Annotated in this window: 22 protein-coding genes; 7 read left to right on the top strand and 15 right to left on the bottom strand. The window is 62.3% G+C overall.

Going from position 1 to position 23,578, the window contains the following annotated elements; translation table 11 throughout:
• Positions 1-208 precede the first annotated feature (208 nt).
• Complete coding sequence (locus HX818_RS28005; protein WP_087692630.1) at positions 209-751, bottom strand: helix-turn-helix domain-containing protein; 543 nt, start codon at positions 749-751, stop codon at positions 209-211.
• Between the two features lie 104 nt (positions 752-855).
• On the opposite strand from HX818_RS28005, the gene HX818_RS28010 reads away from it, so the two are divergent.
• The 5 genes from HX818_RS28010 (at position 856) to HX818_RS28030 (ending at position 6,951) form a co-directional block, all read left to right on the top strand.
• Entirely contained in the window at positions 856-1,638 is a 783-nt protein-coding gene (locus HX818_RS28010) for an aldolase (protein ID WP_003209128.1), read from the top strand.
• 27 nt (positions 1,639-1,665) lie between these two features.
• Positions 1,666-2,553, top strand: coding sequence for a dihydrodipicolinate synthase family protein (locus HX818_RS28015; protein WP_134325867.1), 888 nt, complete (start codon positions 1,666-1,668; stop codon positions 2,551-2,553).
• A gap of 206 nt (positions 2,554-2,759) precedes the next feature.
• Positions 2,760-3,299 carry an RNA polymerase sigma factor gene (locus HX818_RS28020; RefSeq protein ID WP_003209132.1) on the top strand — a complete coding sequence of 180 codons (540 nt, stop codon included), beginning with the start codon at positions 2,760-2,762 and terminating at the stop codon, positions 3,297-3,299.
• Entirely contained in the window at positions 3,296-4,264 is a 969-nt protein-coding gene (locus HX818_RS28025; protein WP_008430902.1) for a FecR domain-containing protein, read from the top strand. Before HX818_RS28020 ends, HX818_RS28025 begins: the two co-directional genes overlap by 4 nt.
• Before the next feature lie 128 nt (positions 4,265-4,392).
• Positions 4,393-6,951, top strand: a complete 2,559-nt coding sequence (locus HX818_RS28030; protein ID WP_177021121.1) for a TonB-dependent receptor — start codon at positions 4,393-4,395, stop codon at positions 6,949-6,951.
• 141 nt (positions 6,952-7,092) lie between these two features.
• On the opposite strand, the gene HX818_RS28035 is transcribed toward HX818_RS28030, so the two are convergent.
• Both HX818_RS28035 and HX818_RS28040 read right to left on the bottom strand, forming a co-directional pair.
• Positions 7,093-7,410 carry a ribbon-helix-helix domain-containing protein gene (locus tag HX818_RS28035; protein WP_177021122.1) on the bottom strand — a complete coding sequence of 106 codons (318 nt, stop codon included), beginning with the start codon at positions 7,408-7,410 and terminating at the stop codon, positions 7,093-7,095.
• A gap of 16 nt (positions 7,411-7,426) precedes the next feature.
• Positions 7,427-8,008, bottom strand: coding sequence for a DJ-1/PfpI family protein (locus tag HX818_RS28040; RefSeq protein ID WP_102606425.1), 582 nt, complete (start codon positions 8,006-8,008; stop codon positions 7,427-7,429).
• A 324-nt stretch (positions 8,009-8,332) separates the two neighbouring features.
• Between HX818_RS28040 and HX818_RS28045 the strand changes: the two genes are divergently transcribed.
• The gene (locus tag HX818_RS28045; RefSeq protein ID WP_003209142.1) at positions 8,333-9,232 is read left to right on the top strand and encodes a DMT family transporter; all 900 of its coding nucleotides are present in this window, start codon (positions 8,333-8,335) and stop codon (positions 9,230-9,232) included.
• Between the two features lie 109 nt (positions 9,233-9,341).
• Here the strand turns inward: HX818_RS28045 and HX818_RS28050 are convergent, their stop codons facing one another.
• From HX818_RS28050 to HX818_RS28065, 4 genes are read right to left on the bottom strand one after another with little or no spacing between them, the layout of a single operon-like run.
• Positions 9,342-10,559: an SAM-dependent methyltransferase gene (locus tag HX818_RS28050; RefSeq protein ID WP_177021123.1), complete on the bottom strand. Its 1,218-nt coding sequence runs from the start codon at positions 10,557-10,559 to the stop codon at positions 9,342-9,344.
• A gap of 41 nt (positions 10,560-10,600) precedes the next feature.
• A complete protein-coding gene (locus tag HX818_RS28055) occupies positions 10,601-11,218 on the bottom strand; it encodes a TPM domain-containing protein (RefSeq protein WP_003209147.1) in 618 nt (205 codons plus the stop codon).
• A 28-nt stretch (positions 11,219-11,246) separates the two neighbouring features.
• Positions 11,247-11,975, bottom strand: a complete 729-nt coding sequence (locus tag HX818_RS28060) for a YgcG family protein (RefSeq protein WP_177021124.1) — start codon at positions 11,973-11,975, stop codon at positions 11,247-11,249.
• Positions 11,975-12,583 carry a LemA family protein gene (locus tag HX818_RS28065; protein ID WP_003209150.1) on the bottom strand — a complete coding sequence of 203 codons (609 nt, stop codon included), beginning with the start codon at positions 12,581-12,583 and terminating at the stop codon, positions 11,975-11,977. The genes HX818_RS28060 and HX818_RS28065 overlap by 1 nt, the downstream gene beginning before the upstream one ends.
• Positions 12,584-12,797: 214 nt before the next feature.
• Between HX818_RS28065 and bglX the strand changes: the two genes are divergently transcribed.
• Entirely contained in the window at positions 12,798-15,089 is a 2,292-nt protein-coding gene (bglX, locus tag HX818_RS28070) for a beta-glucosidase BglX (protein WP_177021125.1), read from the top strand.
• Positions 15,090-15,217: 128 nt separating this feature from the next.
• Here bglX and HX818_RS28075 read toward each other — a convergent pair whose 3' ends face one another.
• The 8 genes from HX818_RS28075 to HX818_RS28110 all read right to left on the bottom strand — a co-directional run bounded on the left by HX818_RS28075 (position 15,218) and on the right by HX818_RS28110 (position 23,455).
• Complete coding sequence (locus HX818_RS28075; RefSeq protein WP_177021126.1) at positions 15,218-16,375, bottom strand: phosphatidylserine/phosphatidylglycerophosphate/cardiolipin synthase family protein; 1,158 nt, start codon at positions 16,373-16,375, stop codon at positions 15,218-15,220.
• Position 16,376: 1 nt separating this feature from the next.
• Positions 16,377-16,958: a YceI family protein gene (locus HX818_RS28080; RefSeq protein ID WP_008430888.1), complete on the bottom strand. Its 582-nt coding sequence runs from the start codon at positions 16,956-16,958 to the stop codon at positions 16,377-16,379.
• Between the two features lie 160 nt (positions 16,959-17,118).
• A complete protein-coding gene (locus HX818_RS28085) occupies positions 17,119-17,889 on the bottom strand; it encodes a helix-turn-helix domain-containing protein (RefSeq protein ID WP_177021127.1) in 771 nt (256 codons plus the stop codon).
• Positions 17,890-17,953: 64 nt separating this feature from the next.
• Complete coding sequence (locus HX818_RS28090) at positions 17,954-19,396, bottom strand: amidase (RefSeq protein WP_177021128.1); 1,443 nt, start codon at positions 19,394-19,396, stop codon at positions 17,954-17,956.
• Positions 19,393-20,703, bottom strand: coding sequence for a citrate-proton symporter (locus HX818_RS28095; protein ID WP_177021129.1), 1,311 nt, complete (start codon positions 20,701-20,703; stop codon positions 19,393-19,395). Before HX818_RS28095 ends, HX818_RS28090 begins: the two co-directional genes overlap by 4 nt.
• A gap of 56 nt (positions 20,704-20,759) precedes the next feature.
• Positions 20,760-21,935 carry a M20 aminoacylase family protein gene (locus tag HX818_RS28100; RefSeq protein WP_177021130.1) on the bottom strand — a complete coding sequence of 392 codons (1,176 nt, stop codon included), beginning with the start codon at positions 21,933-21,935 and terminating at the stop codon, positions 20,760-20,762.
• Positions 21,936-22,064: 129 nt separating this feature from the next.
• Positions 22,065-22,379, bottom strand: coding sequence for a hypothetical protein (locus HX818_RS28105; RefSeq protein ID WP_003209165.1), 315 nt, complete (start codon positions 22,377-22,379; stop codon positions 22,065-22,067).
• The gene (locus HX818_RS28110) at positions 22,376-23,455 is read right to left on the bottom strand and encodes a serine hydrolase (RefSeq protein ID WP_177021131.1); all 1,080 of its coding nucleotides are present in this window, start codon (positions 23,453-23,455) and stop codon (positions 22,376-22,378) included. The genes HX818_RS28105 and HX818_RS28110 overlap by 4 nt, the downstream gene beginning before the upstream one ends.
• Positions 23,456-23,578 lie beyond the last annotated feature (123 nt).

Raw genomic sequence — 23,578 nt, forward strand, 5'->3', positions numbered from 1 at the left:
TAGCCGTCCTGGGCCAAGGATGGCCCATGACGGCGGCCCACGGTCCAAAGCCGGAGTGAGGGCACACCGAGCCTAAGCGAGGTGCCGAGTGGTGGGGCAAGAGCGTTTTGCTTACTTTTGCGCTCTTCAAAAGTGAGCCGCTGTAAGAGCGGAACCATAAGCGGCCGTTACCCAAATAACGGATATGCCCCCACCCCCACCCCCACCATCACGCTTCAGCACTATGCACCACCACCAAAAGCTGCGCCTGAACCTCCCCCACCGACCGAATCCGATGCGGCTTCTGCGCATTGAAATGCAACGCATCCCCCCGATTCAACACCACCCGCTCACTCATGAAATCCACCTCAACCTGACCTTCATGCACAAACAAAAACTCCTCCCCCAAATGTTCCTTGAAGGTCTTGTCGGTGAACTCCGCCGGCGGGTAAATGATGAACGGCAACAAACTACGCTCACTGACCTGATGCGCCAACACCGCGTAACCCGGTGACGCATCGGTGCCCGACAACGCCTGCCGTTCGTGGCTGCGCACCAGGCTGTAGCTGTCGAGGCTGACATTGTCCTCGCTGAACAATTCTTCGACCTTCACATTCAACGCCTTGGCCAGTTTCAGCGCCGCCGCAATCGACGGCGTATTCAACCCGCGTTCGACTTTCGACAGGTAACTCTTGGTCATCCCGGATTTTTCCGCGAGCGACTCCAATGTCACACCAAGTTTTTTTCTCAATATTTTCAAACGGATAGACATGCGCAGCGGTTAATCCATTAAAGAGGCGATGATGAATGCTTGCTAATGACACTTTGTGTCATATAGTCTCTTTAGTGTCATTTGCGACGAACAAGGACACTGATATGGCCAAGACATTAGCACTCCCGAAAGACCAGCTGGTCAAGCAGGCGCTGACCCAGATGCAAAACACCCTGGCGGATAATACGTGGACCGACCGGCAAAAGCTGGCGCTGACCTGCCGGATCCTGTTCGAAAACGGCCACGACTCCGGCCTCGCCGGGCAGATCACCGCACGCGGCCCGACGCCTGGCACCTACTACACCCAACAACTGGGCCTGGGTTTTGATGAGATCACCGCCAGCAACCTGTTGCTGGTCAACGAAGACCTGGAGGTGCTGGAAGGCCATGGCATGCCCAACCCGGCCAACCGTTTTCACAGCTGGGTGTACCGCGGTCGCCCGGACGTGAACTGCATCATCCACACTCACCCGACCCACATCGCTGCGTTGTCGATGCTGGAAGTGCCGTTGCAGGTGTCCCACATGGACCTCTGCCCGTTGTACGAAGATTGCGCATTCCTCGAAGCCTGGCCCGGGGTGCCGGTGGGCAACGAAGAAGGTGAAATCATCACCGCTGCCCTGGGGGATAAACGCGCGATTCTGCTTTCCCACCACGGCCAATTGTCCACTGGGGCGAGCATCGAGGAAGCCTGTGTGATCGCGCAGTTGATCGAGCGCGCGGCCAAGTTGCAGCTGCTGGCGATGGCCGCCGGCACGATCAAGCCGATCCTGCCGGAACTGGGCCGCGAAGCCCATGACTGGATTTCCAAGCCCAAGCGCCACGGCGCCGCGTTCAACTACTACGCTCGGCAGAACCTGCGCCAACACGCCGATTGCCTGAACTGAAACCCTTTTTCGACCGGAGACTTTTGCATGTCCAGCCCTTCTATTCACGGCATTATCGGCTACACCATCACCCCGTTCAGCACGGACGGCCAGCGCATTGACCTCGACGCCCTGGGCCTTTCGATCGACCGCCTGATCGACAGCGGCGTGCACGCTGTCGCACCGTTGGGCAGCACCGGCGAAGGCGCCTATCTCAGTGATGCAGAGTGGGATGAAGTCGCCGCCTACAGCATCCAGAAGGTGGGCAAGCGTGTGCCGACCATCGTCAGCGTCTCCGACCTGACCACCGCCAAGGCCGTGCGTCGTGCGCAGTTTGCCGAGGCCCACGGCGCGGACGTGGTAATGGTATTGCCGGCCTCGTACTGGAAACTCAGCGAGGCGGAAATCCTCGCCCACTATGCGGCCATTGGCGACAGCATCGGCGTGCCGATCATGCTCTACAACAACCCGGCCACCAGTGGCACCGACATGTCGGTGGACTTGATCCTGCGCATCGTCAACAGCGTCGACAACGTGACCATGGTCAAGGAAAGCACCGGGGATATTCAGCGCATGCACCAATTGCACCGGCGCAGCGAGGGCCAGGTGCCGTTCTACAACGGCTGCAATCCGCTGGCACTGGAGGCGTTTGCGGCGGGCGCGAAAGGTTGGTGCACGGCGGCGCCGAATCTGATTCCTCAGCTCAACCTGGATTTGTATGAAGCCGTTTTGGCCAATGACCTGGAGAAAGCGCGGGAGCTGTTTTATCGCCAGTTGCCGTTGCTGGATTTCATCCTCAAAGGTGGCTTGCCGGCGACGATCAAGGCCGGTTTGCGGCTGACGGGACTGGAGTCGGGGGATCCACGGCTGCCGGTGTTCCCGCTGGCTGAGGCAGGCCGTGTTCAGTTGCAGGAACTACTGACCCTGTTGCGCTGAAACGCAATCCAAATGTGGCAGCGGGCTTGCTCGCGAAGGCGGTGGGTCAGTCAATTAATAGGTCGACTGACTCACCGCATTCGCGAGCAAGCCCGCTCCCACATTTAGTCCGCATCCAACCTTGGATTTTCAATAGAGACAAATGACAATAATTCTCGATATCATTCACGACTTTTCCACGTCGTGCTTCGTCAAGAAGGATATCCATGTCTCGTCCCAAGCCCGACCCGCTGTCGGCCGATGCCTTTCGCGGGTTTTATGCAGATATCCTGCATTTCCTGCGTAAACGCACGGACAACGCCAGCGACGCGGCAGACATGACCCAGGATGTCTTCACCCAATGGCTGGACTACCGCGACCGGGCTCAGGTCGAGCAGCCACGGGCGTTTCTGTTCCAGATGGCGCGCAATCTGCTGCGCGATCACTGGCGCAAACAGAAGGTGCGGCACACCGTCCACCAGCAGCAGGCCGAACTGGATGCCGAACCTGTCAGCGACTCGCGAGACGATCCCATGGCCGCCGCGCAACGCCTGCAACGCCTGGAACAGTTGAAAGAAGTCCTCTCTGAACTCTCGCCGAGAAGACGAGAAGCCCTTATGCTGCACCGCTTCGAAGGCCTGAGCCAGGCGCAGATCGCCGAGCGCATGGGCGTTTCGATCAGCATGGTGGAAAAGCACATCGCTTTTGCCTTGCTGCATTGCAAGCAGCGACTTCAACAAGAACAGGGCAAGGAGCAGCCAGAATGACCCGCCTGAGCGACATCGACACCTGTGACATCGAGGCCAGCGACTCCATCGATGCCCAGGCCGCCAGCTGGTTTGCGCGCAACCGCAATGACGCCGGTCGCGCCGACCGCAAGGCGTTTGCCGCCTGGCAGTCCGAGCCGGCCAATGCCCGCGCCTACGCCGAATTCGAACAGCTGTGGGCCGACCTGGCCCAGTTGCAGCAACTGAACAAACCGACACCGCTGCCCGTGCGCAAACCACCCGTGTGGCGCCCGGCCCTGGCGGTGGCTGCCGCCCTGGTGTGTGCCGTGCTGACGAGCAACATCGGCGCCCCACGCGAGCTGTTCCACGCCCAGGTCGCGGCCCATGCCAAAGGGATGCGCACCTTGCATCTGCCCGACGGCAGCACCTTGTACGTCAACGCCAACACGCGCCTGCGGGTGGACTTCAACAGTCACCAGCGCATCGTGCATCTGGATCAGGGCCAGTTGTATATCGAGGTGGCGCCCGACAAGGAGCGTCCGCTGTTCGTGCAGGCCGGTGAAGCCAATGTGCGGGTGGTCGGCACCGGCTTCGATGTGCGGCGCAGCAAGCAGCAGTTGGTGGTCAGCGTGGCCCACGGGCAAGTGGCGTTCGATCCGGATGCCAGGCTGCCGGCCACCCTGCTCGGCGCCGATCAGCGCGCTACGTTCAGTTATGCCAAGGGCACGCTGCAGCAGCAAACCCTCACTGCCGGCGAGGTCGCCGATTGGCGCGGCGGCCACGTGTCTTTTCGTAATCGCGAGCTGGCCAGCCTGATGGATGAGTTGAGCCTGTACCGGCCCCAGGCGCCGTTGCTGGTGGACAGCGCGGTGGCGCAGTTGAAGGTCTCGGGCAATCTGGACGTGAATGATCCGGACGCCCTGCTCAACGCCCTGCCCGCGCTATTGCCGGTGAAAACCGTGGCCCTGGCCGACGGCAATATCAGGATCGAACCGCGCAAATAGCCCCGCGGAATTCTTATTTGAGAATATTTTGCATTCGCATGTGAGGATTATTTTTCCTGCCGCGTCTTCCTCGGGTCTGCGTTTGATACGCACACCTTTCTGGCCATTTGGCTACTCCGGGGGATTTCATGTTTCGCGCGCCTTGCCACGTTCAGCACCTGTTTCTTCGACCCACCGCCATTGCCGCCTGCCTGGCCTTCAGCCTGAGTGCCCAGGCCGAGTCGTTCAAGCTGCAACTGCCGGCCCAGTCCCTGGCCACGTCCCTGAGCCAGGTGGCGCAGCAGGCGAAAATCCAGCTGCTGTTCGATGAAGCGCTGCTGAAAAATATCCAGGCGCCAGCCCTCAATGGCGACTTCACACCGGAAGTGGCGATTCGCACCCTGCTCAAGGACGGCGAGTTCGTATTGCTCAAGGTCGGCAGCACTTACGTGGTACGCCCCGAAGAGGGCAAGACCACCAACAGCAGCGCGATCCAGCTCGACGCCCTGAGCGTGATCGGCACCGGCAACGAGGTCGACTCCACCACCGTCGGCCGTTCCACCCTGACCCAGGCCGACATCGACCGCTACCAGTCCAACAACATTCCCAGCCTGCTGCAAACCTTGCCCGGCATCAGCCAGGGCGGCTCGCTGAAGCCCGGTGGCCAGACCATCAACATCCGTGGTTTCGGCGACGCCGAAGACGTGCCGCTGACCGTCGATGGCGCCACCAAAAGCGGTTTTGAGCGCTATCAGCAGGGCACTGTGTTTATCGAGCCCGAGCTGATCAAGAGCATCGAAGTGGAGAAAGGCCCCAACTCGCCCTTCAGCGGCAACGGCGGCTTTGGCGGTACGGTCAACATGACCACCAAGGATGCCCCGGACCTGCTCAAGGACGGGCGCAACAGCGGTGCCATGCTCAAATACGGCTACTCCAGCAACGACCATGAGCAGGTCTACAGCAGTGCCGTTTACGGGCGTACCGATGACGGCCGCTTCGACGCGCTGGCCTACCTGACCCAGCGCGACGGCGGCGACATGAAACTGGCTGCCACCCTGCCCAACGACAACAACCAGTACCCGATCAACCCCAAGCGCCTGCCCAACAGCGCCCAGAATGTGGACGGAAAACTGTTCAAGTTCAATGCTCACTTCACCGATGAGCAAAGCCTGGGTCTGTCGTATTCGCGCTCCAACAGCCAGCGCTGGACGCCCTTCTCTGCCGCCAGCTACCCGACGCCGCCGACCCAGGCCAACATCGACCGCTATGGCTACGAAGCCGCGCTGAAACGCTTCCTGGCCAACCGCAATACCGTCGACACCACCTGGTCCGGCAAGTACGAATACCAGCCGATGAATAACCCGCTGGTGGACTTGACCATCAAGTACTCCGAATCCAATACCGACCAGACCGACGAGCGCGACGCCACGGCGTTTTTCCAGTTGGCCACCGGCGGGCGCAAGATGGACACCTCCTATAACGACAAGAACCTCGACGTACGCAACGTCAGCCTGTTTTCCACCGGTGCGTTGCAGCACGCGGTGACCGCCGGTGTGCAAATCCGCAAGCACACCCGGGAAACCGAAATGTGGATGCCCGGCGCCACCTACAACACCCCGAAATACAACTATGGGCACTTCCAGCCGGGCTTCATGCCCCATGGCAAGGTCGACACCAACAGCTTCTTTATCCAGGACGCGGTGACGCTGGGCGATGTGACCATTACCCCGTCGATGCGCTATGACCATGTGCGCAACCGCGGCGAGGCCAACGACGCGCCGTACTACAGCAACCCGGACCCGGCCATCGGCCATGACTACAGCGACCGCACTTACACCGGCTGGTCGCCACGCCTGGCGGCGTACTGGACCATCACCCCGAACGTGGCGATGTTCGCCAACTGGAGCCGCACCTGGCGTGCGCCAGTGATCGACGAGCAGTATGAAGTCCAGGGCCTGGGCAGCCGCACCGCCACCAGCCTGGACCTGGACCCGGAGCGCATCACCTCCATCACCCTGGGCAACGTCACCAGCTTCGCCGACGTGTTCGCCCACGGCGACAACCTGCAACTGCGTACCACGCTGTTCCACAACAAGGTCGAGGACGAAATCTTCAAGGCCACAGGCGTGGGCTGCCAGAACCAGGCGGTCAACGGCGGGACGATTTCCAGCGCCTGCCCGCCGGGCGCGATGTCCAACTACCGCAACATCGGCGGCATGACCATCAAGGGTTTCGAGGCCGAGAGTTTCTATGACTCCACCTACGTGTTCGGCTCGGTATCGTTCGCCTACACCACCGGTAAACATGAAGGCGCCTACACCAACCCATGGGGGCCGGACGTCTGGGCGCGGGACATTCCGCCAACCAAATGGGTGGTGGTGCTCGGCACCAAGATCCCGAGCCTGGATATGCGGGTAGGCTGGCAAGGGCAGTTCATCGGCGCCACCAGCCGCCTGCCGAGCGACAAGTATTCCGGCGGCCCGGGCACCAGCATCGGCGACCTGTTCTACGACCAGTACGGCAACAAGCGCTACAACACCCAGGGCCTGTTCGCCAGCTGGAAGCCGCAACAGGCTTACCTCAAGGGTACCGAGGTGAACTTCACCGTGGACAACCTGTTCAACAACAACTTCCGACCGGCCCTGAGCGGCGACCGCGCCTACACCAAGGGCCGGGATGCGAAGATCAGTGTGACGCGGTTCTTCTGACCCTTCACCCGCATTCGGCTTGGAAAACCGATCAGTGTGGGAGCTGGCTTGCCTGCGATGCGGGCAACTCGGTCAGCCAGTTAAACCGAGGCGATGTCATCGCGGGCAAGCCCGGCTCCCACATTGAACGAGTTGCCACATTCAGATCTTCTGCGCGCTATTTCTTGTGTTCACAAGGCTGAGCTCTGGGGCGTGAACCCGCTGCCTGCTCAAATACCGCGTGCAACTCACCCGCAAGAACGAAGCAAAATTCACCACTTCGCCGCGGTAATCCATCACTTCTTCATACAGCTTGGCGATCAGTTGATTGGTGGTCATCCCATCCACCTCGGCGATTTCGCTGAGGATGTCCCAGAACTGGTTTTCCAGGCGCACGGTGGTCACCACGCCGCAGATGCGCAGGGAGCGCGAGCGGGATTCGTACAGAATCGGGTCGGCCTTGACGTACAGTTCGCACATGGCGATGACCTCCGCTTTACAGGGTGATTTTGGTGCCCAGCAGCCCGAGGAAACCCGCGAGCCAGCTTGGGTGCGCCGGCCACGCCGGGGCCGTCACCAGATTGCCTTGAACGTGGCTGTCGGTCACCGGGATATCGATGAACGTACCGCCCGCCAGTCGTACCTCCGGCCCGCACGCCGGGTAGGCGCTGCACTCGCGGCCTTCCAGGATCCCGGCAGCCGCCAGCAGTTGAGCGCCATGGCATACGGCAGCGATGGGTTTGCCAGCCTGATCGAAATCCTTGACCAGTTGCAGGACCTTTTCGTTCAGCCGCAGGTACTCAGGGGCACGGCCACCCGGCACCAGCAGCGCGTCGTAGTCGGCAGCGTTCACCTTGGCAAAATCCGCATTCAGGGCAAACAGGTGCCCGGGTTTTTCGCTGTAGGTCTGGTCGCCTTCGAAGTCGTGGATCGCCGTGCGCACGGTCTGGCCGGCGGACTTGTCCGGGCACACGGCGTGCACGGTATGCCCCACCATCAACAGCGCCTGGAACGGCACCATCACTTCATAGTCTTCGACGTAATCGCCGACCAGCATCAGGATTTTTTTCGCGGCCATGGGACATTCCTCCGGTTGAACGGTTGGGCAGACAGGAGTAGCCAAGATAGACCCGCAGGCTTGATCCGGGTAATGGCCCGCTACTACATCAGCACCCCGGCTTGTGTGGGAGCCGGGCTTGCCCGCGATGCAGACACCTCGGCCTGACAGGTAAACTGCGTTGATCCCATCGCAGCCTCGCCAAGGCTCGACAGCTCCCACATGAACCGAGTCGCCCGTTCAAAACTGTACGGCTCAATCTGCACCCAGCTGTAAGCCCGTGCTTGCGGGGCTTTGTGGCTAGATGAACGTCCACTTCCGGCCCATTCGATTCTGGTTCCTTCCATGAGCTCCCGCGAAAATACCGGCATGGCCCTCGGCCTGCTGGGCGTCGTCATCTTCAGCCTCACCCTGCCCTTCACCCGTATCGTGGTGCAGGAAATCCACCCGTTGCTCAATGGCCTGGGCCGGGCGTTGTTCGCGGCGGTGCCGGCGGCGGCGCTGTTGCTGTGGCGCCGTGAGCGCTGGCCCACCTGGCGCCAGGTGCGCGGGCTGACGCTGGTGATTGCCGGGGTGATCCTGGGTTTCCCGGTGTTGTCGGCCTGGGCCATGCAAACCTTGCCCGCGTCCCATGGCGCGCTGGTCAACGGGTTGCAGCCGCTGTGCGTGGCGCTGTATGCGGCGTGGCTGTCCCATGAACGTCCGTCGAAGGCCTTCTGGGCCTGCGCGGCGCTGGGCAGTGCGCTGGTGCTGAGTTATGCGTTGATCACCGGAGCCGGCAGCATCCAGGCGGGCGACCTGTTGATGCTCGGGGCGATTGCCGTGGGTGGCCTGGGTTATGCCGAAGGCGGCCGGTTGGCCAAGGAGATGGGCGGCTGGCAGGTAATCTGCTGGGCGCTGGTGCTGTCGACGCCGGTATTGATCGGGCCGGTGGCCTACCTGGCGCTGCAACACGAAGGGCCGATCTCCATGCGCACCTGGTGGGCGTTTGGTTATGTCTCGTTGTTTTCGCAGTTCCTGGGGTTCTTTGCGTGGTACGCCGGGCTCGCCATGGGTGGCATCGCCCGGGTCAGCCAGATTCAGCTGTTGCAGATCTTTTTCACCATCGCGTTTTCGGCGCTGTTTTTTGGTGAACACATCGAGCCGATTACCTGGCTGTTTGCCTGCGGGGTGATTGTGACGGTGATGTTGGGGCGCAAGACCAGCGTGAAGCCTGCGCCAGCTCCCAAGGCTAGCGCGATCTAATGTGGGAGCGGGCTTGCTCGCGAATGCGGTGGATCAGTTGATACATCAGGTGACTGACACACCGCTTTCGCGAGCAAGCCCGCTCCCACATTTTTGATTTGCGTCGTACTCAGGCGAGGTAACCTTCCGACCGCAGCAGGGTTTCAAGGCAATGTTCGGTGATGTTGTAGAACGCCTTGAGCTCCTGGATTTTCTCCAGGAGTTGAGCGTTGTCCACCGGCTCGGCACGCTTCACCGCCAGGATCATCTTGTTCTTGTTGGTGTGCTCCAACGAGATGAACTCAAACACTTTGGTCTCATAGCCGCACGCCTCAAGGAACAACGCGCGCAAACTGTCGGTGACCATTTCCGCCTGCTGGCCCAGGTGCAGGCCGTATTGCAGCATTGGCTTGAGCAGCGCCGGGCTCTGGATCTGCAGGCGAATCTGCTTGTGGCAGCACGGCGAGCACATGATGATCGACGCACCGGAGCGGATGCCGGTGTGAATCGCGTAGTCGGTGGCGATGTCGCAGGCATGCAGGGCGATCATCACGTCCAGCTCGCTGGGCGCGACGCTGCGCACATCCCCGCACTTGAACACCAGCCCCGGGTGGTCCAGGCGGGCGGCGGCGTTGTTGCACAGGGTCACCATGTCTTCGCGCAGTTCCACGCCGGTGACTTCGCCCTCGGCGTTGAGGGTGTTGCGCAGGTAGTCGTGGATGGCAAACGTCAGGTAACCCTTGCCCGAGCCAAAGTCCGCGACCCGCACCGGCTGGTCCAGCTTCAGCGGCGAGGTGGTCAGCGCATGGCTGAACACTTCGATGAACTTGTTGATCTGCTTCCACTTGCGCGACATCGCCGGGATCAGTTCGTGTTTGGCGTTGGTCACGCCAAGGTCGGCGAGGAAGGGCCGGGTCAGGTCCAGGAAGCGATTCTTCTCGCGGTTGTGCTCGGCAGACGGCGCTTCGCGCAGTTGCTGCGGCTTGCTTTTGAACAGTGAGCTTTTGTTCTTCTTGCTGTATTCCAGCTGGGCTTCGTCGGTCACCGACAGCAGGTGCGCATTCTTGAACGCCGCCGGCAACAATTCGGCAATTGCCGCCACGCCGTCGGCCAGGGAGAAGTTCTTGGTGATGTCGCGGGTCTTGTAGCGATAGACGAAGGACAGGCAAGGCTGATCCTTGACCGTCAGCTGCTTGATGATCAGCTTCTGAAGATCAGGCTCGGTGCCGACATACTTGGCCAGCACCAGCTTGATAAAGGCGTTTTGCTCAAGGCTCGCGCTCAGCAGTTCAAGGAACTGCGCGTGATGATCCGGCGCGGGGCTGGCAGGTTTAGCGGTGGCAGACATGAACAAAAACGCCTCGGGCAGGGAATGCCGGGAATTTTACACTACTCCAACACCACCAACCGATTCGGCAGCTCATTGCGTGCGTGGGTCACCGGTACGTGCTCCCTGAGCAATTCCCCGCAAGCCTCAATACACGCCACAAACCCGGCCAACGTCTGGCCTTGCTTCACCTGGCGGGTGAAGTCCTTGACGATCGCATCCCAACTGCTGTCATCCAGGCGACTGGATATCCCCTTGTCCACCAGGATTTCCACATACCGCTCGGCCTCACTGACAAAAATCAGCACCCCGGTGCTGCCCAGCGTGTGGTGCAGGTGCTGCTCGAGAAACTGCCGCCGTGCCAGGTTGGACGCGCGCCAATGGCGCACCGAGCGCGGGATCAGTCGCGTGGTGACCCTGGGCAAACGGAACACCAGGCACAGCACGACGAACGTGCCCCACTGCGCCAGCAGCAAGGTGTACATGGTCAACCAGCCCGACAGGTAGTGGATGATCCCCGGCACCACCAGCGCCAGCAGGCTGGCCCACAACAGCGGGATGTAGGCGTAGTCGTCGGCGCGGGCCGCGAGCACGGTCACCAGTTCGGCGTCGGTCTGTTGCTCGACCCGGGCGATCGCCTCGGCGACCTGGCGTTGCTCGTGTTGACTCAGTAATGCCATGGTTGTTGATGCTCTCTAGTTATTGTCATTACCAGCCGCCCGAGGCGCCACCGCCGCCAAAACCACCGCCGCCGCCCCTGAAGCCACCACCGCCACCGCCTCCCCCGTCGCCACGACCGCTGCTGCTGAGAATCGCCAGCAGGATAGCGCCAACGGGCAGGCCCATGCGATTGCACAGCCACAACACTGCCAGCAACAGGATGAACAGGCCAATGGAAATGCCCGGGTTTTGCTTGGCGAAGTTGGCCTCGGACACATGCGCCGGCACGGCCAGCGGATCGCCGCCCACCACCTGCAGCATCGCCGCCACGCCGTCACTGATGCCCTTGCTGTAGTTGCCCGCCTTGAACGCCGGGGCGATCACCTGGTTGATGATCACCCAGGACTGCGCATCCGTGAGTACGCCTTCCAGGCCATAACCCACTTCGATGCGAATCTTGTGCTCATCCCGGGCGACGATCAGCAGGGCGCCGTTGTCCTTGCCCTTCTGGCCGATGCCCCACGCGCGGCCCAGTTGATAACCGAAGTCTTCAATGGGCACGCCTTGCAGGTCGGGCACGGTGACCACCACGATCTGGTCGCCGCTGGTCTGCTCCAGCGCCTGCAACTGCTGGGTCAGCTGCGCACGCACGGCCGGGTCGATCATCTGGGCGTTGTCCACCACCCGTCCGGTCAGGGCCGGGAAATTCAGGGCGGCCTGGGCGGTCAGGCTGAAGGCCAGCAGCACCGCCGCCATCAGCCAAGCGCGCTTGCCCATCAGAATTTCACTTGCGGCGCTTTATCGGCATCGGCACTGGTGGCCTCGAAGTTGGCGCGGACCGGCAAGTCGCTGTACATCACGCTGTGCCACAGGCGGCCAGGGAAGGTGCGGATCTCGGTGTTGTAGGCCTGCACTGCCTGGATAAAGTCGCGGCGGGCCACGGCGATGCGATTTTCGGTGCCTTCAAGCTGCGATTGCAGGGCCAGGAAGTTCTGGTTGGCCTTCAGGTCCGGGTAGCGCTCGGACACCACCATCAAACGGCTGAGTGCACCGCTCAAACCGTCCTGGGCTTGCTGGAACTGCTTGAGTTTCTCGGGATTGTCGAGGGTGCTGGCGTCCACCTGGATCGAGGTGGCCTTGGCCCGCGCTTCGATCACGGCCGTCAGGGTGTCCTGTTCATGGGCGGCGTAGCCCTTGACCACTTCCACCAGGTTGGGGATCAGGTCGGCGCGCCGCTGGTACTGGTTCTGCACCTGGGCCCAGGCCGCCTTGGCCTGTTCGTCCAGGGTCGGGATCTTGTTGATGCCGCAACCGCTCAGCACGGTGCTCACCAGTATCAATGCCACGGCCTTCCAGCCCCAACGGTAACCTTGTGCTGCTTGCATGGTGTTTCTCCTGCCAAACCTATGAAATTTACCGACTGACGCGTTAGCCACGGGCTTAGGGCATAATCCGCCACCACCCACTGGATTGCATCGTGCCAATCAGCTAAAAGATGCCCAGCGCCAATAAGAGTTCAGAAGTGTGCGGTATTTATCTGAACAACACCCGAACAACAATAGACGCTCTCCGGTCCCAAGGCTGCGAGAAAGGATTTTCATGAAGAAGCTGTGTTTGCTGGGCCTTGTTGTCAGTTTGGCCACTCATTCCGTATTAGCCGAAACAAAGCCCGCAGTGCTCAAGGACAAGGACGCCTTCGTCAGTGACCTGCTCAAGCAGATGACCCTTGATGAGAAGATCGGCCAATTGCGCCTGATCAGCATCGGCCCCGAAATGCCCCGCGAACTGATCCGCAAGGAAATCGCCGCCGGTCGCATCGGCGGCACCTTCAATTCGATCACCCGCCCGGAAAACCGTCCGATGCAGGACGCAGCCATGCGCAGCCGGTTGAAGATCCCGATGTTCTTCGCCTATGACGTGATCCACGGCCACCGCACGATATTCCCCATCAGCCTGGCCCTGGCTTCCAGCTGGGACATGGACGCCATCGGCCACTCCGGGCGCATCGCCGCCCAGGAAGCTGCCGCCGACAGCCTCGACATCACCTTCGCGCCGATGGTCGACATCTCCCGCGACCCGCGCTGGGGCCGTACCTCCGAAGGCTTTGGCGAAGACACCTACCTGACCTCGCGCATTGCCGAAGTGATGGTCAAGGCCTTCCAGGGCAGCAGCCCGGCCAAGGCCGACAGCATCATGGCCAGCGTCAAGCACTTCGCCCTGTATGGCGCGGTGGAAGGCGGTCGCGACTACAACGTGGTCGACATGAGCCCGGTCAAGATGTACCAGGACTACCTGCCGCCCTACCACGCCGCCATCAAGGCCGGCGCCGGTGGCGTGATGGTTGCGCTGAACTCGATCAACGGCGTACCCGCCACCGCCAACACCTGGCTGATGAACGACCTGCTGCGCAAGGACTGGGGCTTCAAGGGCCTGGCCGTGAGCGACCACGGTGCGATCTTCGAGCTGATCAAGCACGGCGTGGCCAAGGACGGGCGTGAAGCCGCCAAGCTGGCGATCAAGGCCGGCATCGACATGAGCATGAACGACTCGCTCTACGGCAAGGAATTGCCCGGCCTGCTGAAGTCCGGCGAGATCGAACAGAGCGACATCGACAATGCCGTGCGCGAAGTGCTCGGCGCCAAGTACGACATGGGCCTGTTCGCCGACCCGTACCTGCGCATCGGCAAGGCCGAGGATGACCCGGCCGACACCTACGCCGAAAGCCGCCTGCACCGCGCCGACGCACGTGACGTGGCGCGCCGCAGCCAGGTGCTGCTGAAAAACCGGAACAACACCCTGCCGTTGAAAAAGGACGCGACCATCGCCCTGGTCGGCCCGCTGGCCAAGGCGCCGATCGACATGATGGGCAGCTGGGCCGCTGCCGGTAAACCCGCGCAATCGGTGACCCTGCTGGACGGCATGAACGCCGTGATCGGCGACAAGGGCAAGGTGATCTATGCCCGTGGCGCCAATATCACCAACGACAAGAAAGTCGTCGACTACCTCAACTTCCTGAACTTCGATGCCCCGGAAGTAGTGGATGACCCGCGCTCGTCCCAGGACATGATCGACGAAGCCGTCAAGGCCGCCAAAGGCGCCGATGTGGTCGTGGCCGCCGTGGGCGAGTCCCGTGGCATGTCCCACGAATCGTCGAGCCGCACCGACCTGAACATCCCGCAGAGCCAGCGCGACCTGATCAAGGCCTTGAAAGCCACCGGCAAACCGCTGGTGCTGGTGTTGATGAACGGCCGTCCGCTGTCGATTGTCGAGGAGAACGAACAGGCTGACGCAATCCTGGAAACCTGGTTCGCCGGCACCGAAGGCGGCAACGCTATCGCTGACGTGCTGTTCGGTGACTACAACCCGTCGGGCAAGCTGCCGATCACCTTCCCGCGTTCGGTGGGGCAGATTCCGACCTACTACAACCACCTGAGCATTGGCCGGCCGTTCACTCCGGGCAAGCCGGGCAACTACACCTCGCAGTACTTCGATGACACCACCGGGCCGCTGTTTCCGTTCGGTTACGGCTTGAGCTACACCAGTTTCAGCCTGTCGGACATGGCGCTGTCGTCCACCACCCTGAACAAGACCGGCAAGCTCGACGCCACCGTGGTGGTGAAAAACACCGGCAAGGTCGATGGCGAAACCGTGGTGCAGCTGTATATCCAGGACGTGGCCGGCTCGATGATCCGCCCGGTGAAGGAATTGAAGAACTTCCAGAAGATCATGCTCAAGCCGGGCGAAGAGCGCGCGGTGCACTTCACCATCACCGAGGAAGACTTGAAGTTCTACAACACCCAACTGAAGTTTGCGGCTGAGCCGGGCGAGTTCAATGTGCAGATCGGGTTGGATTCGCAGGATGTGAAGCAGCAGAGCTTCGAACTGCTCTAAAGTCTTGCCCGGTCAAAATGTGGGAGCGGGCTTGCTCGCGAATGCGGTGGATCAGTTGATACATCAGGTGACTGACACACCGCTTTCGCGAGCAAGCCCGCTCCCACATTTGATTGGGGTATTCTGGCTTATCCGCGGCGGTCCAGCAGGTTGACCACCAACCGATCAATCCACCCCCACACCCGCTGCTTCACCCGCCGCCACAATGGCCGCGACTGCCATGCCTCAAGGCTCACCGCCTGGCTCTGGGCAAAATCCCTCTCGAAACTCCCCGCCACCGCCAACGTCAGTTCCGGGTCCAGCGCCTCCAGATTTGCCTCCAGGTTGAAGCGCAGATTCCAGTGATCGAAGTTGCACGAGCCAATGCTCACCCAATCGTCCACCAGCACCATTTTCAAGTGCAGGAAGCACGGCTGGTATTCAAAGATCTGCACCCCGGATTTGAGCAAACGCGGGTAGTAACGGTGCCCGGCATACCGCACCGACGGGTGATCGGTACGTGGCCCGGTCAACAGCAAACGCACATCCACCCCGCGCCCCGCCGCCCGGCGCAGGGCACGCCGTACGCCCCAGGTCGGCAGGAAATACGGCGTGGCCAGCCAGATACGCTGGTGGCCGCTGTTCAGCGCGCGGATCAGTGACTGCAAGATATCCCGATGCTGGCGGGCGTCGGCATAGGCCACACGCCCCAGCCCCGGTCCTGTCGCTGGCACCTTGGGCAACCGTGGCAGGCCAAAATGCGTGGCCGGTTTCCAGGCTCTACGATCGTCGTTCGCCAGCCACTGACGGTCGAACAACGCCTGCCAATCCAGCACCAGCGGGCCACGAATCTGCACCATCACTTCGTGCCAATCGGCGGTGTCTTCCCCGGGCGTCCAGAATTCATCCGTCACGCCGGTGCCGCCAACCACGGCGATGGTCTGGTCGATCAACAACAGCTTGCGGTGGTCCCGATAGAGGTTGCGCATCCAGCGGCGCCAGCTCAGGCGGTTGTAGAATCGCAGGTCCACCCCGGCATCGATCAACCGCCGACGCAGGCCCAGGGTAAACGCCAGGCTGCCGTAGTCATCGAACAGGCAACGTACGCGCACGCCACGTTCGGCGGCCGCCACCAGGGCCTGAACCATCGCCTCGGCACACGCGCCCGCCTCCACCAGATACAGCTCCAGCGCCACCTGTTGCTCAGCCTGGGCGATACCTTCCAGCATGCGTGGGAAGAAACTCGGGCCGTCGACCATCAGCTCGAAACGGTTGGCGCTGCGCCACGGGAACACTGCGCCGCTCATGTCAGCGCGCCGTGAAAATCAGTACCGCACCCACCGGCACCGACAGGCTGATCTGCGACAGCCCGGCGGCCTTGCGCAATGCGGCTACCCCCGGCAGCAAATCGAAATCCTCGGCGTGCACCACCAATGGCTCCAGGGTGACCACCTGGAAGCGTCGGTCATCCAGGCGGGTCGCCAGCAATTCGGTGCTGTAGGTCTGGGTCTTGCCGTGCAGGGTCACCGACAGCGGCAGGCGCAGCTCGTATTGCGCGCCGGGGGCCAGGTCGTTGATCGGTTGCAGGTTGATCTGCGCATTGATCACCGCGTCCGGGTAGGTCTTGATCTCGAACAGCTCATTGCGCATGCGCTCGTCGCGCAGCGGGATGCCGCTGTTGATCGACTCCAGTTCGACTTCCAGCTGCGCTGCGCCTTTGCTGTCGACCTTGCCATGCAGCACCAGGAAGCGCTGCACTTCAGCGATGTCGGTGTTCTTGGTGGTGACGAACGACAGGCGCGAGGACTCGTTGTCCAGGTACCAGTCGGCGTGGGCAGGCACGGCGGCAGCGGCCAGCAGCAGGAAGGCCATGGGTTTGAACAGGGACATAAAGACTCTTGGGGCAAAAAACCTGGGCGAACAGTAACAAAGACCTCCTGTAGGAGCGAGCTTGCTCGCGAAGGTTGCCAACGATGACGCGGGCATTCTGAATGAACGCGGTGCCTGTGAGTTCTTCGCGAGCAAGCTCGCTCCTACGGGGGAACGGTGGTCAGGCCAGCGCCTCCTGCACATCGCGAATCGTCGATTCCAGGCTGGCCAGGTGCAGGCTCAGCACCCGTTCCACCGGTGCCTGATCCATCGGCCAATGCAGCGCCATGCTGCCCACCAACCGGCCATTGGCCCGCACCGGCAAGGCCACCGCGCGAATCAGGAACGGCAGGCGCACCGGATATTCCCAATAGCCTTCGGTGCGTTGGCCAAACCCCTGGTGCTGGGATTGTTCACACGCCCGGTATTGATCGTCTTCCGCCACATGCTCACGGCCTGCCAGGCGCTGCACTTCATCCGCCGACAATTGCGCCAGGCACGCCTTGCCCATGGCCGAATGAAACAGGCTGGCGTGCTGGCCGACGATCTGGCAATTGTTCGGGTAGAGCTTGCGCAGCACCGTGGGGATCGCGCTTTCCATCACCTCCAGGCGTTCGCCGTCGAAGCTCGACAGGTCCACCACCAGGCCGGTGCGTTCGCTGAGGTCCAGCAGCCACGGCGCGGCGCTTTCCACCAGTTGGCGCTTGAAGCGTTGCTGGGTGTCGCCGAACAACCGTCTGGCCCGCAGGCGGTAACGCCGGTCGCTGAGGCCACGATAGATCCAGCCCTGTTCCTGCAAGGTCAGCAGCATCCGCGAGACCGTGGCCTTGGGCAGGTGAGTCAGGTAATGCAACTCTTCCAGCCCCAGCGCCTGATGCTCGCCGAGCAATTCGATGATCGCCAGTGCCCGCCCTACTGAGCGTACGGTTCCCGTCTCGGCGTCGCTGCCCATGTGTCGATCTCCTTGATGCCGATGGATGATCTGATTTCACAGCAAGATACAGGCCCGTCGCGGCTCAACCGGTCGCCGAGAGGCAAGCGGGCGGTCGCCGCTGCACCCAGCGGGTCAGTTGTTCGTGGGCGTACGCCAGTTGCAACACCGCCCTGTCCGCCTGGGCCGGGCCGATGATCTGCAGGCCCATGGGCAAGCCCTGGGGGTTGAAACCCACCGGCACGTTCATGCTCGGCAGGCCGGCCAGTGTGGGGCCGATCACCACTTCCATCCAGCGGTGGTAGGTGTCCATCTCGCGCCCTGCGACGAGGCGTGGCCAGGCTTGTTGTGCATCGAAAGGGAACACTTGGGCGGTGGGCAGCAACAGGAAGTCGTAACGTTCGAACAGTTTGCCCAGGGCGCGGTACCAGTCGCTGCGGTTGATCGAAGCCTGGTAAACGTCCGCCGCACTCAGTTGCAATCCGCCCTGCACTTCCCATTGCGCCTCGGGCTTGAGCAGTGCACGTTTTTGCGGGTCGGCGTACGCCGCGCCGAGGGAGCCCTGGATCAGCCAATGGCGGTGCACCAGCCAGGTCTGCCACAGGCGTTCCAGAGAAAATTCCGGTTGGCAGTGCTCGACCTCGCAACCCAGCGCAGCGAAGTCCTTGAGGGCCGATTCGCACAGGCTCATCACGCCGTCTTCCATCGGCAGGTAACCGTTGTAATCCCCGAGCCAGCCCAAGCGTGCACCCTTGAAGTCGCGCTGCAGTGGCTCACCCAACACCGCCGGATCCTCCTTGAGCGACAGCGGCACCCGAGGGTCGTAGCCGGCCTGCACACTCAGCAGCCGCGCCACATCCGCCACGCTGCGACCCATCGGGCCTTCCGTGGCCAATTGCTGGACGAACAGCTCCGGCGCCGGCCCGTGAGGCACCCGACCCTGGGACGGACGCAGGCCAAATACGTTATTGAACGCCCCCGGGTTTCGCAGCGAGCCCATCATGTCGCTGCCATCCGCTACCGGCAGCATGCGCAATGCCAGCGCCACCGCCGCGCCGCCGCTGCTGCCACCGGCCACCAGGCGCGGGTCATAGGCGTTGCCGGTGGTGCCGAACACGCTGTTGTAGGTCTGCGAGCCCAGGCCAAATTCCGGCACGTTGGTCTTGCCGATGATGATCGCGCCACTGGCCCGAACCCGCGCCACGCTGATCGCATCTTCCTGAGGAACATGCTCGGCGAACAGCGGCGAACCGAGGGTGGTGCGCAGGCCCTGGGTCGCCGCCAGGTCCTTGATCGCCTGGGGCATGCCGTGCATCCAGCCACGGGATTGGCCTTGGTCCAACTCGCGATCACGCTGCGCCGCTTCGGCCAGCACGTCCTCATGGGAGCGCAGCGAGACCAGCGCATTCACCGTCGGGTTGAAGCGTTCGACCTGGGCCAGATACGCCTGCATCACTTCATGGCAGGACACCTGCCGCGCATGGATCGCCCGAGACAGTTCGATGGCATCCAGTTCAACAATACTCAAGGTTTCACCTCGCTGGAAAACGGCGCCGGTCGTTTCGTCCGTGGCGCCTCATGCATGCAGTAAGTGCCCAGCAGCGTCAGGACGCAAGCGAACAGCACATAAAATGCCGGGGCTACCGGCGTGCCCAGCACCTTGCTGAGCCAGGTGACGATCAACGGCGCAAAGCCCCCGAATACCATCACCGCCACGTTGTAAGCCACCGACACCCCGGTGGAGCGTACTTCGATGGGAAACTGCTCGGCCAGGGCCGTCGGCGCCGGGCCGAAAAAGCCGCCGATGGCAGTGCACAACATCACCTGCATCACCAGCAAACGCTCGATGGACGGTGCCGCCGCGACCCACACATACAGCGGGTACACCATCACAAAAAACGCCAGGGTGAACGCCATCAATACCGGGCGCCGACCGAACCGATCCGACAGCAGGCCGGACAGCGGAATCACCACGGTCATCAGCGCCACCGCGAACATCTGCACCATCAATACCTGGTCCAGCGGCAGGCCGAGGTTCTTGTGGGCGAAGGTCGGCATGTTCACCAGCACCACGTAGAACGACACCGTTGCACCACAGGCCAGGCCCATCGAAACCAAGATGCTGCGGCGGTGGTCGCGGATGACGTCCATCAAGCTCGGCGCCGCCCCCTTGGCCTGTTTGTGTGCCTCGATAAATTCCTCGGGGTCTTCCATGTGCCGGCGGATCCACAAGCCCACCGGGCCGATCAGCAAGCCGAAGATGAACGGCAGGCGCCAGCCCCAGACTTCAAGGGTGTGCGGCTCGAAGAAGTGCGTGACCAACGCCACCATCGCCGCGCCGCCGAACACCGCCAGGCACTGTCCCACCAACTGCCAGGAACCGTACAGGCCCTTGCGATGGGCCGGCGCGCTCTCCACCAGAAACGCCGTGGCACTGGCGTATTCACCGCCGGTGGCAAAGCCCTGGAGCATGCGCGCAACCACGATCAGCATCGGCGCGCCCATGCCGATGGCAGCATAGCTGGGGGCGAAAGCGATCAGGGCGATGGAGATGGTCATCAACCGGATGATCAGTTGCATCGCAGCCTTGCGGCCTTTGCGGTCCGAATACATGCCCAGCAGAATCCCGCCCACCGGGCGCATGAAGAAGCCGACGCCAAAGGTGGCCAGGGCCATCAGCAGCGAGGCGTATTCATCCTCCGAGGGGAAAAACTGCCGGGCGATAATGCTGGCGAGAAAGCCGTAGACGATGAAGTCATACCATTCCAGCGCATTGCCGATCACCGCCGCCACCACTTGGCGGGTGCGGGATACACCTTGTTTTGAAGCCTGCATGGGAACACTCCATTCAACCAGTCGGAAAAGGGTCCAGCGGCAGAAAAAAGAGGTCGTCAGGCGGGCTTGAGCCAGCTCTCGGCCAGCGCGCCCCAGTAGGCGGCGCCGGTCAACAGGATGTCGTCGTTGAAGTCATAGGCGGGGTTGTGGACCATCGGCCGCGACACGCCGTTGCCGATAAACAGGTAGCTGCCGGGGCAGCGTTGCAGCATCCAGGCGAAGTCTTCGCTGCCCATCAGCTTGGTGGTGTTGCCGTCGACGGCATCTTCACCCAGCAGGGCGACGCCGACCTGGCGGGCGAATTCGGTTTCTTCGGGATGGTTGACCAGCACCGGATAGGCCGGGCGATGTTCGATCTGCGCGGTGCAGCCGAAGCTCGCGGCCTGGGTCAGGATGATCGCCTTGACCCGCTCCAGCATCAGTTCACGCACGTTTGCATCCAGGGCACGCAGGCTCAAACGCAACAGTGCTTGCTGGGGAATCACGTTGGCCGCCTGGCCCGCTTGCAGGGCACCGACGGTCACCACGGCGGCTTCCTGGGCATTGATATTGCGCGCCACCACGGTCTGCAATGCCATGACCATACTGGCGGCAGCCACCAGCGGGTCGACCGTCAGGTGCGGCATGGAGCCATGGCCACCGACGCCTTCGAGGGTCACGGTGAGCAGGTCCTGGGAGGCCATCATCGGTCCAACGCGCAGGCCCAGATGGCCGGCGGGCAGGCCCGGCATGTTGTGCATGCCGAACAGTGCATCGCAGGGAAACCGCTCCAGCAAGCCGTCGGCGAGCATGGCTTCGGCGCCGCCCTGGCCTTCTTCGGCGGGCTGGAAAATCAGGTTCAGGGAGCCGTCGAATTGACGGGTCGCGGCCAGGTAACGCGCGGCGCCCAGCAGCATGGTGGTGTGGCCGTCATGACCGCAGGCATGCATGCAGCCGGCGTGTTGGCTGCTGTAGCTGGCGCCGGTGTTTTCGATGATCGGCAACGCGTCCATATCGGCGCGGATACCGAGCTTGCGCGAGCTGCTGCCATTGCGCAGCACACCCACCACGCCGGTCTGGCCGATGCCGGTGTGGACTTCGTAGCCCCAGTTACGCAGCGATTGCGCCACGAGGGCGGAGGTGCGGTTTTCTTCAAAGCCCAGTTCGGGGTGGGCGTGAATGTCCTGACGCACGGCGTGCAGGTCGCTGGCGACATCGCTCAGCCAATCCAGGATGTGCTGGTGTGGGCTCATGGTGATTCTCCTCGCAGGCGGGTGTTCCCGTTCTTTTTCGTTGCACACCGCCAGATAACCGCGATGTGCGCAGGAGGACAATCAAAGGTGGTTCCACCCTGTGGAACCTCAGCCCCACCTGTGGCTGCATTAGGGCAAGAGGCGGCAGCCCTCGCGTTGGCCTAGCCATTGGGCACTGTGTGTGCGGCCCAGGCCGCTGGCGGTCACGAGGTGTTTTTCAGGGTTGTCGGTGAAGGCGCTGGTGGGCACGTATTGCTTCACATAACCCAGGCAATAATCAGCGGGATTGCCTTCCACATATCGGCAGGAGCAGTACTCCTTGGCGGTGTAGGCCGCGATGATGTCGGGGAAGGCTTGCAGATTGACCCGCTCGTGCCAGACCCAGCCGAGCAACACGAGTAACAGCAGGATCAACAGGCTGATGACGGGATGACGGCGGATCATGGTTGCACCGCTGCAAGGACGCGCTTGAGGAGTTCGTTGTGGCGATAGCTGCCGTCGCGGTCGTCGCCATAGCGCACGATGACCAGCTGTTTTTCGGGCATCACGTAGAGCGCCTGCCCCCAGTGGCCGAGGGCGGCGAAGGTGTCGGCGGGCGCGTCCGGCCAGGGTCTGGCGGCGCCCTGCACTTCGCGGTTGAGCCACCATTGGCCGCCCGGAACGGCTTCATCCTGGCCCGCCTTGTACTTGTCGAACGGTTGGCGATTGAACGCAACCCACTCCTTGGGCAGCAACTGTTGCTCGCCCCAACGGCCGTCGCGCTGCATCAACAGGCCGACGCGGGCCAGGTCGCGGGCGGTGAGGTAGGCGTATGAGGACGCGACGAAGGTTTCCTCGGCATCGCTTTCCCAGGTGGCGTTGTGGATGCCCAGTGGCTGGAACAGGGCGGTCCATGGGTAGTCGACGTAGGCCTTGTGGCCGAGCATGCCCTTGAGGGTGGCGGACAGGATATTGCTGTCGCCACTGGAATAGCGGAATGCCTGGCCGGGGGCGCTGGAGGTCGCGGTGTCGGCGGCGAACTCGGCCATGTCGTGGTGGCCGCGGGTGTAGAGCATGGCGACCACCGAGGATTTCAGCGGGGCGTATTCGTAGTCTTCCTGCCAGTCGAGGCCCGAGGCCCAGTGCAGCAGGTCGGCCATGGTCACGCCGGGGTGTTGTTTCATCGGCGGGTAAAAGCGCGCGGCGGGGTCGGTGAGTTTGAAGCGGTTTTCGCCGAAGGCCACGCCGAGCACGGTGGCCATCAGGCTTTTGCTGATGGACCAGGTCAGGTGCGGGGTGCTGGCGGTGGTGGGGGCGGCGTAGCGTTCGTAGATGATCTGGCCGTCGCGGATGACCAGCAAGGCGTCGGTGCGGACGCCTTTGCGGGTGGTGTCGTCACGGGGTGGGAAGGCGTAGTCATCCAGGGCTTGGGCGGCCGGGCCGGTTAGCGGTTGGCCTTGGGACCAATCCTTCTGCGGCCAGGTTTCGGCGTGGGCCGTCAGGGTGAACAGCAGCGCGGCGTAGAGCAGGCCTTTGAACATGGAATTGGGACTCGTGGGGCGTTCGAGCCCGCGAGCCTAGCCCAGGGGGATGACGGTTTTGTTACGGACCCTGGGGTGAGTACATATCCGTTATTTGGGTGATGGCTGATATGGGTTCCGCTC

Source organism: Pseudomonas sp. F9001 (genome assembly GCF_013385435.1).
Lineage (GTDB): Bacteria > Pseudomonadota > Gammaproteobacteria > Pseudomonadales > Pseudomonadaceae > Aquipseudomonas.

Coding starts and splice junctions, on each gene's coding strand:
- HX818_RS28005 (WP_087692630.1), bottom strand. CDS start 751: ATGTCTATCCGTTTGAAAATATTGAGAAAAAAACTTGGTGTGACATTG.
- HX818_RS28010 (WP_003209128.1), top strand. CDS start 856: ATGGCCAAGACATTAGCACTCCCGAAAGACCAGCTGGTCAAGCAGGCG.
- HX818_RS28015 (WP_134325867.1), top strand. CDS start 1,666: ATGTCCAGCCCTTCTATTCACGGCATTATCGGCTACACCATCACCCCG.
- HX818_RS28020 (WP_003209132.1), top strand. CDS start 2,760: ATGTCTCGTCCCAAGCCCGACCCGCTGTCGGCCGATGCCTTTCGCGGG.
- HX818_RS28025 (WP_008430902.1), top strand. CDS start 3,296: ATGACCCGCCTGAGCGACATCGACACCTGTGACATCGAGGCCAGCGAC.
- HX818_RS28030 (WP_177021121.1), top strand. CDS start 4,393: ATGTTTCGCGCGCCTTGCCACGTTCAGCACCTGTTTCTTCGACCCACC.
- HX818_RS28035 (WP_177021122.1), bottom strand. CDS start 7,410: ATGTGCGAACTGTACGTCAAGGCCGACCCGATTCTGTACGAATCCCGC.
- HX818_RS28040 (WP_102606425.1), bottom strand. CDS start 8,008: ATGGCCGCGAAAAAAATCCTGATGCTGGTCGGCGATTACGTCGAAGAC.
- HX818_RS28045 (WP_003209142.1), top strand. CDS start 8,333: ATGAGCTCCCGCGAAAATACCGGCATGGCCCTCGGCCTGCTGGGCGTC.
- HX818_RS28050 (WP_177021123.1), bottom strand. CDS start 10,559: ATGTCTGCCACCGCTAAACCTGCCAGCCCCGCGCCGGATCATCACGCG.
- HX818_RS28055 (WP_003209147.1), bottom strand. CDS start 11,218: ATGGCATTACTGAGTCAACACGAGCAACGCCAGGTCGCCGAGGCGATC.
- HX818_RS28060 (WP_177021124.1), bottom strand. CDS start 11,975: ATGGGCAAGCGCGCTTGGCTGATGGCGGCGGTGCTGCTGGCCTTCAGC.
- HX818_RS28065 (WP_003209150.1), bottom strand. CDS start 12,583: ATGCAAGCAGCACAAGGTTACCGTTGGGGCTGGAAGGCCGTGGCATTG.
- bglX (WP_177021125.1), top strand. CDS start 12,798: ATGAAGAAGCTGTGTTTGCTGGGCCTTGTTGTCAGTTTGGCCACTCAT.
- HX818_RS28075 (WP_177021126.1), bottom strand. CDS start 16,375: ATGAGCGGCGCAGTGTTCCCGTGGCGCAGCGCCAACCGTTTCGAGCTG.
- HX818_RS28080 (WP_008430888.1), bottom strand. CDS start 16,958: ATGTCCCTGTTCAAACCCATGGCCTTCCTGCTGCTGGCCGCTGCCGCC.
- HX818_RS28085 (WP_177021127.1), bottom strand. CDS start 17,889: ATGGGCAGCGACGCCGAGACGGGAACCGTACGCTCAGTAGGGCGGGCA.
- HX818_RS28095 (WP_177021129.1), bottom strand. CDS start 20,703: ATGCAGGCTTCAAAACAAGGTGTATCCCGCACCCGCCAAGTGGTGGCG.
- HX818_RS28100 (WP_177021130.1), bottom strand. CDS start 21,935: ATGAGCCCACACCAGCACATCCTGGATTGGCTGAGCGATGTCGCCAGC.
- HX818_RS28105 (WP_003209165.1), bottom strand. CDS start 22,379: ATGATCCGCCGTCATCCCGTCATCAGCCTGTTGATCCTGCTGTTACTC.
- HX818_RS28110 (WP_177021131.1), bottom strand. CDS start 23,455: ATGTTCAAAGGCCTGCTCTACGCCGCGCTGCTGTTCACCCTGACGGCC.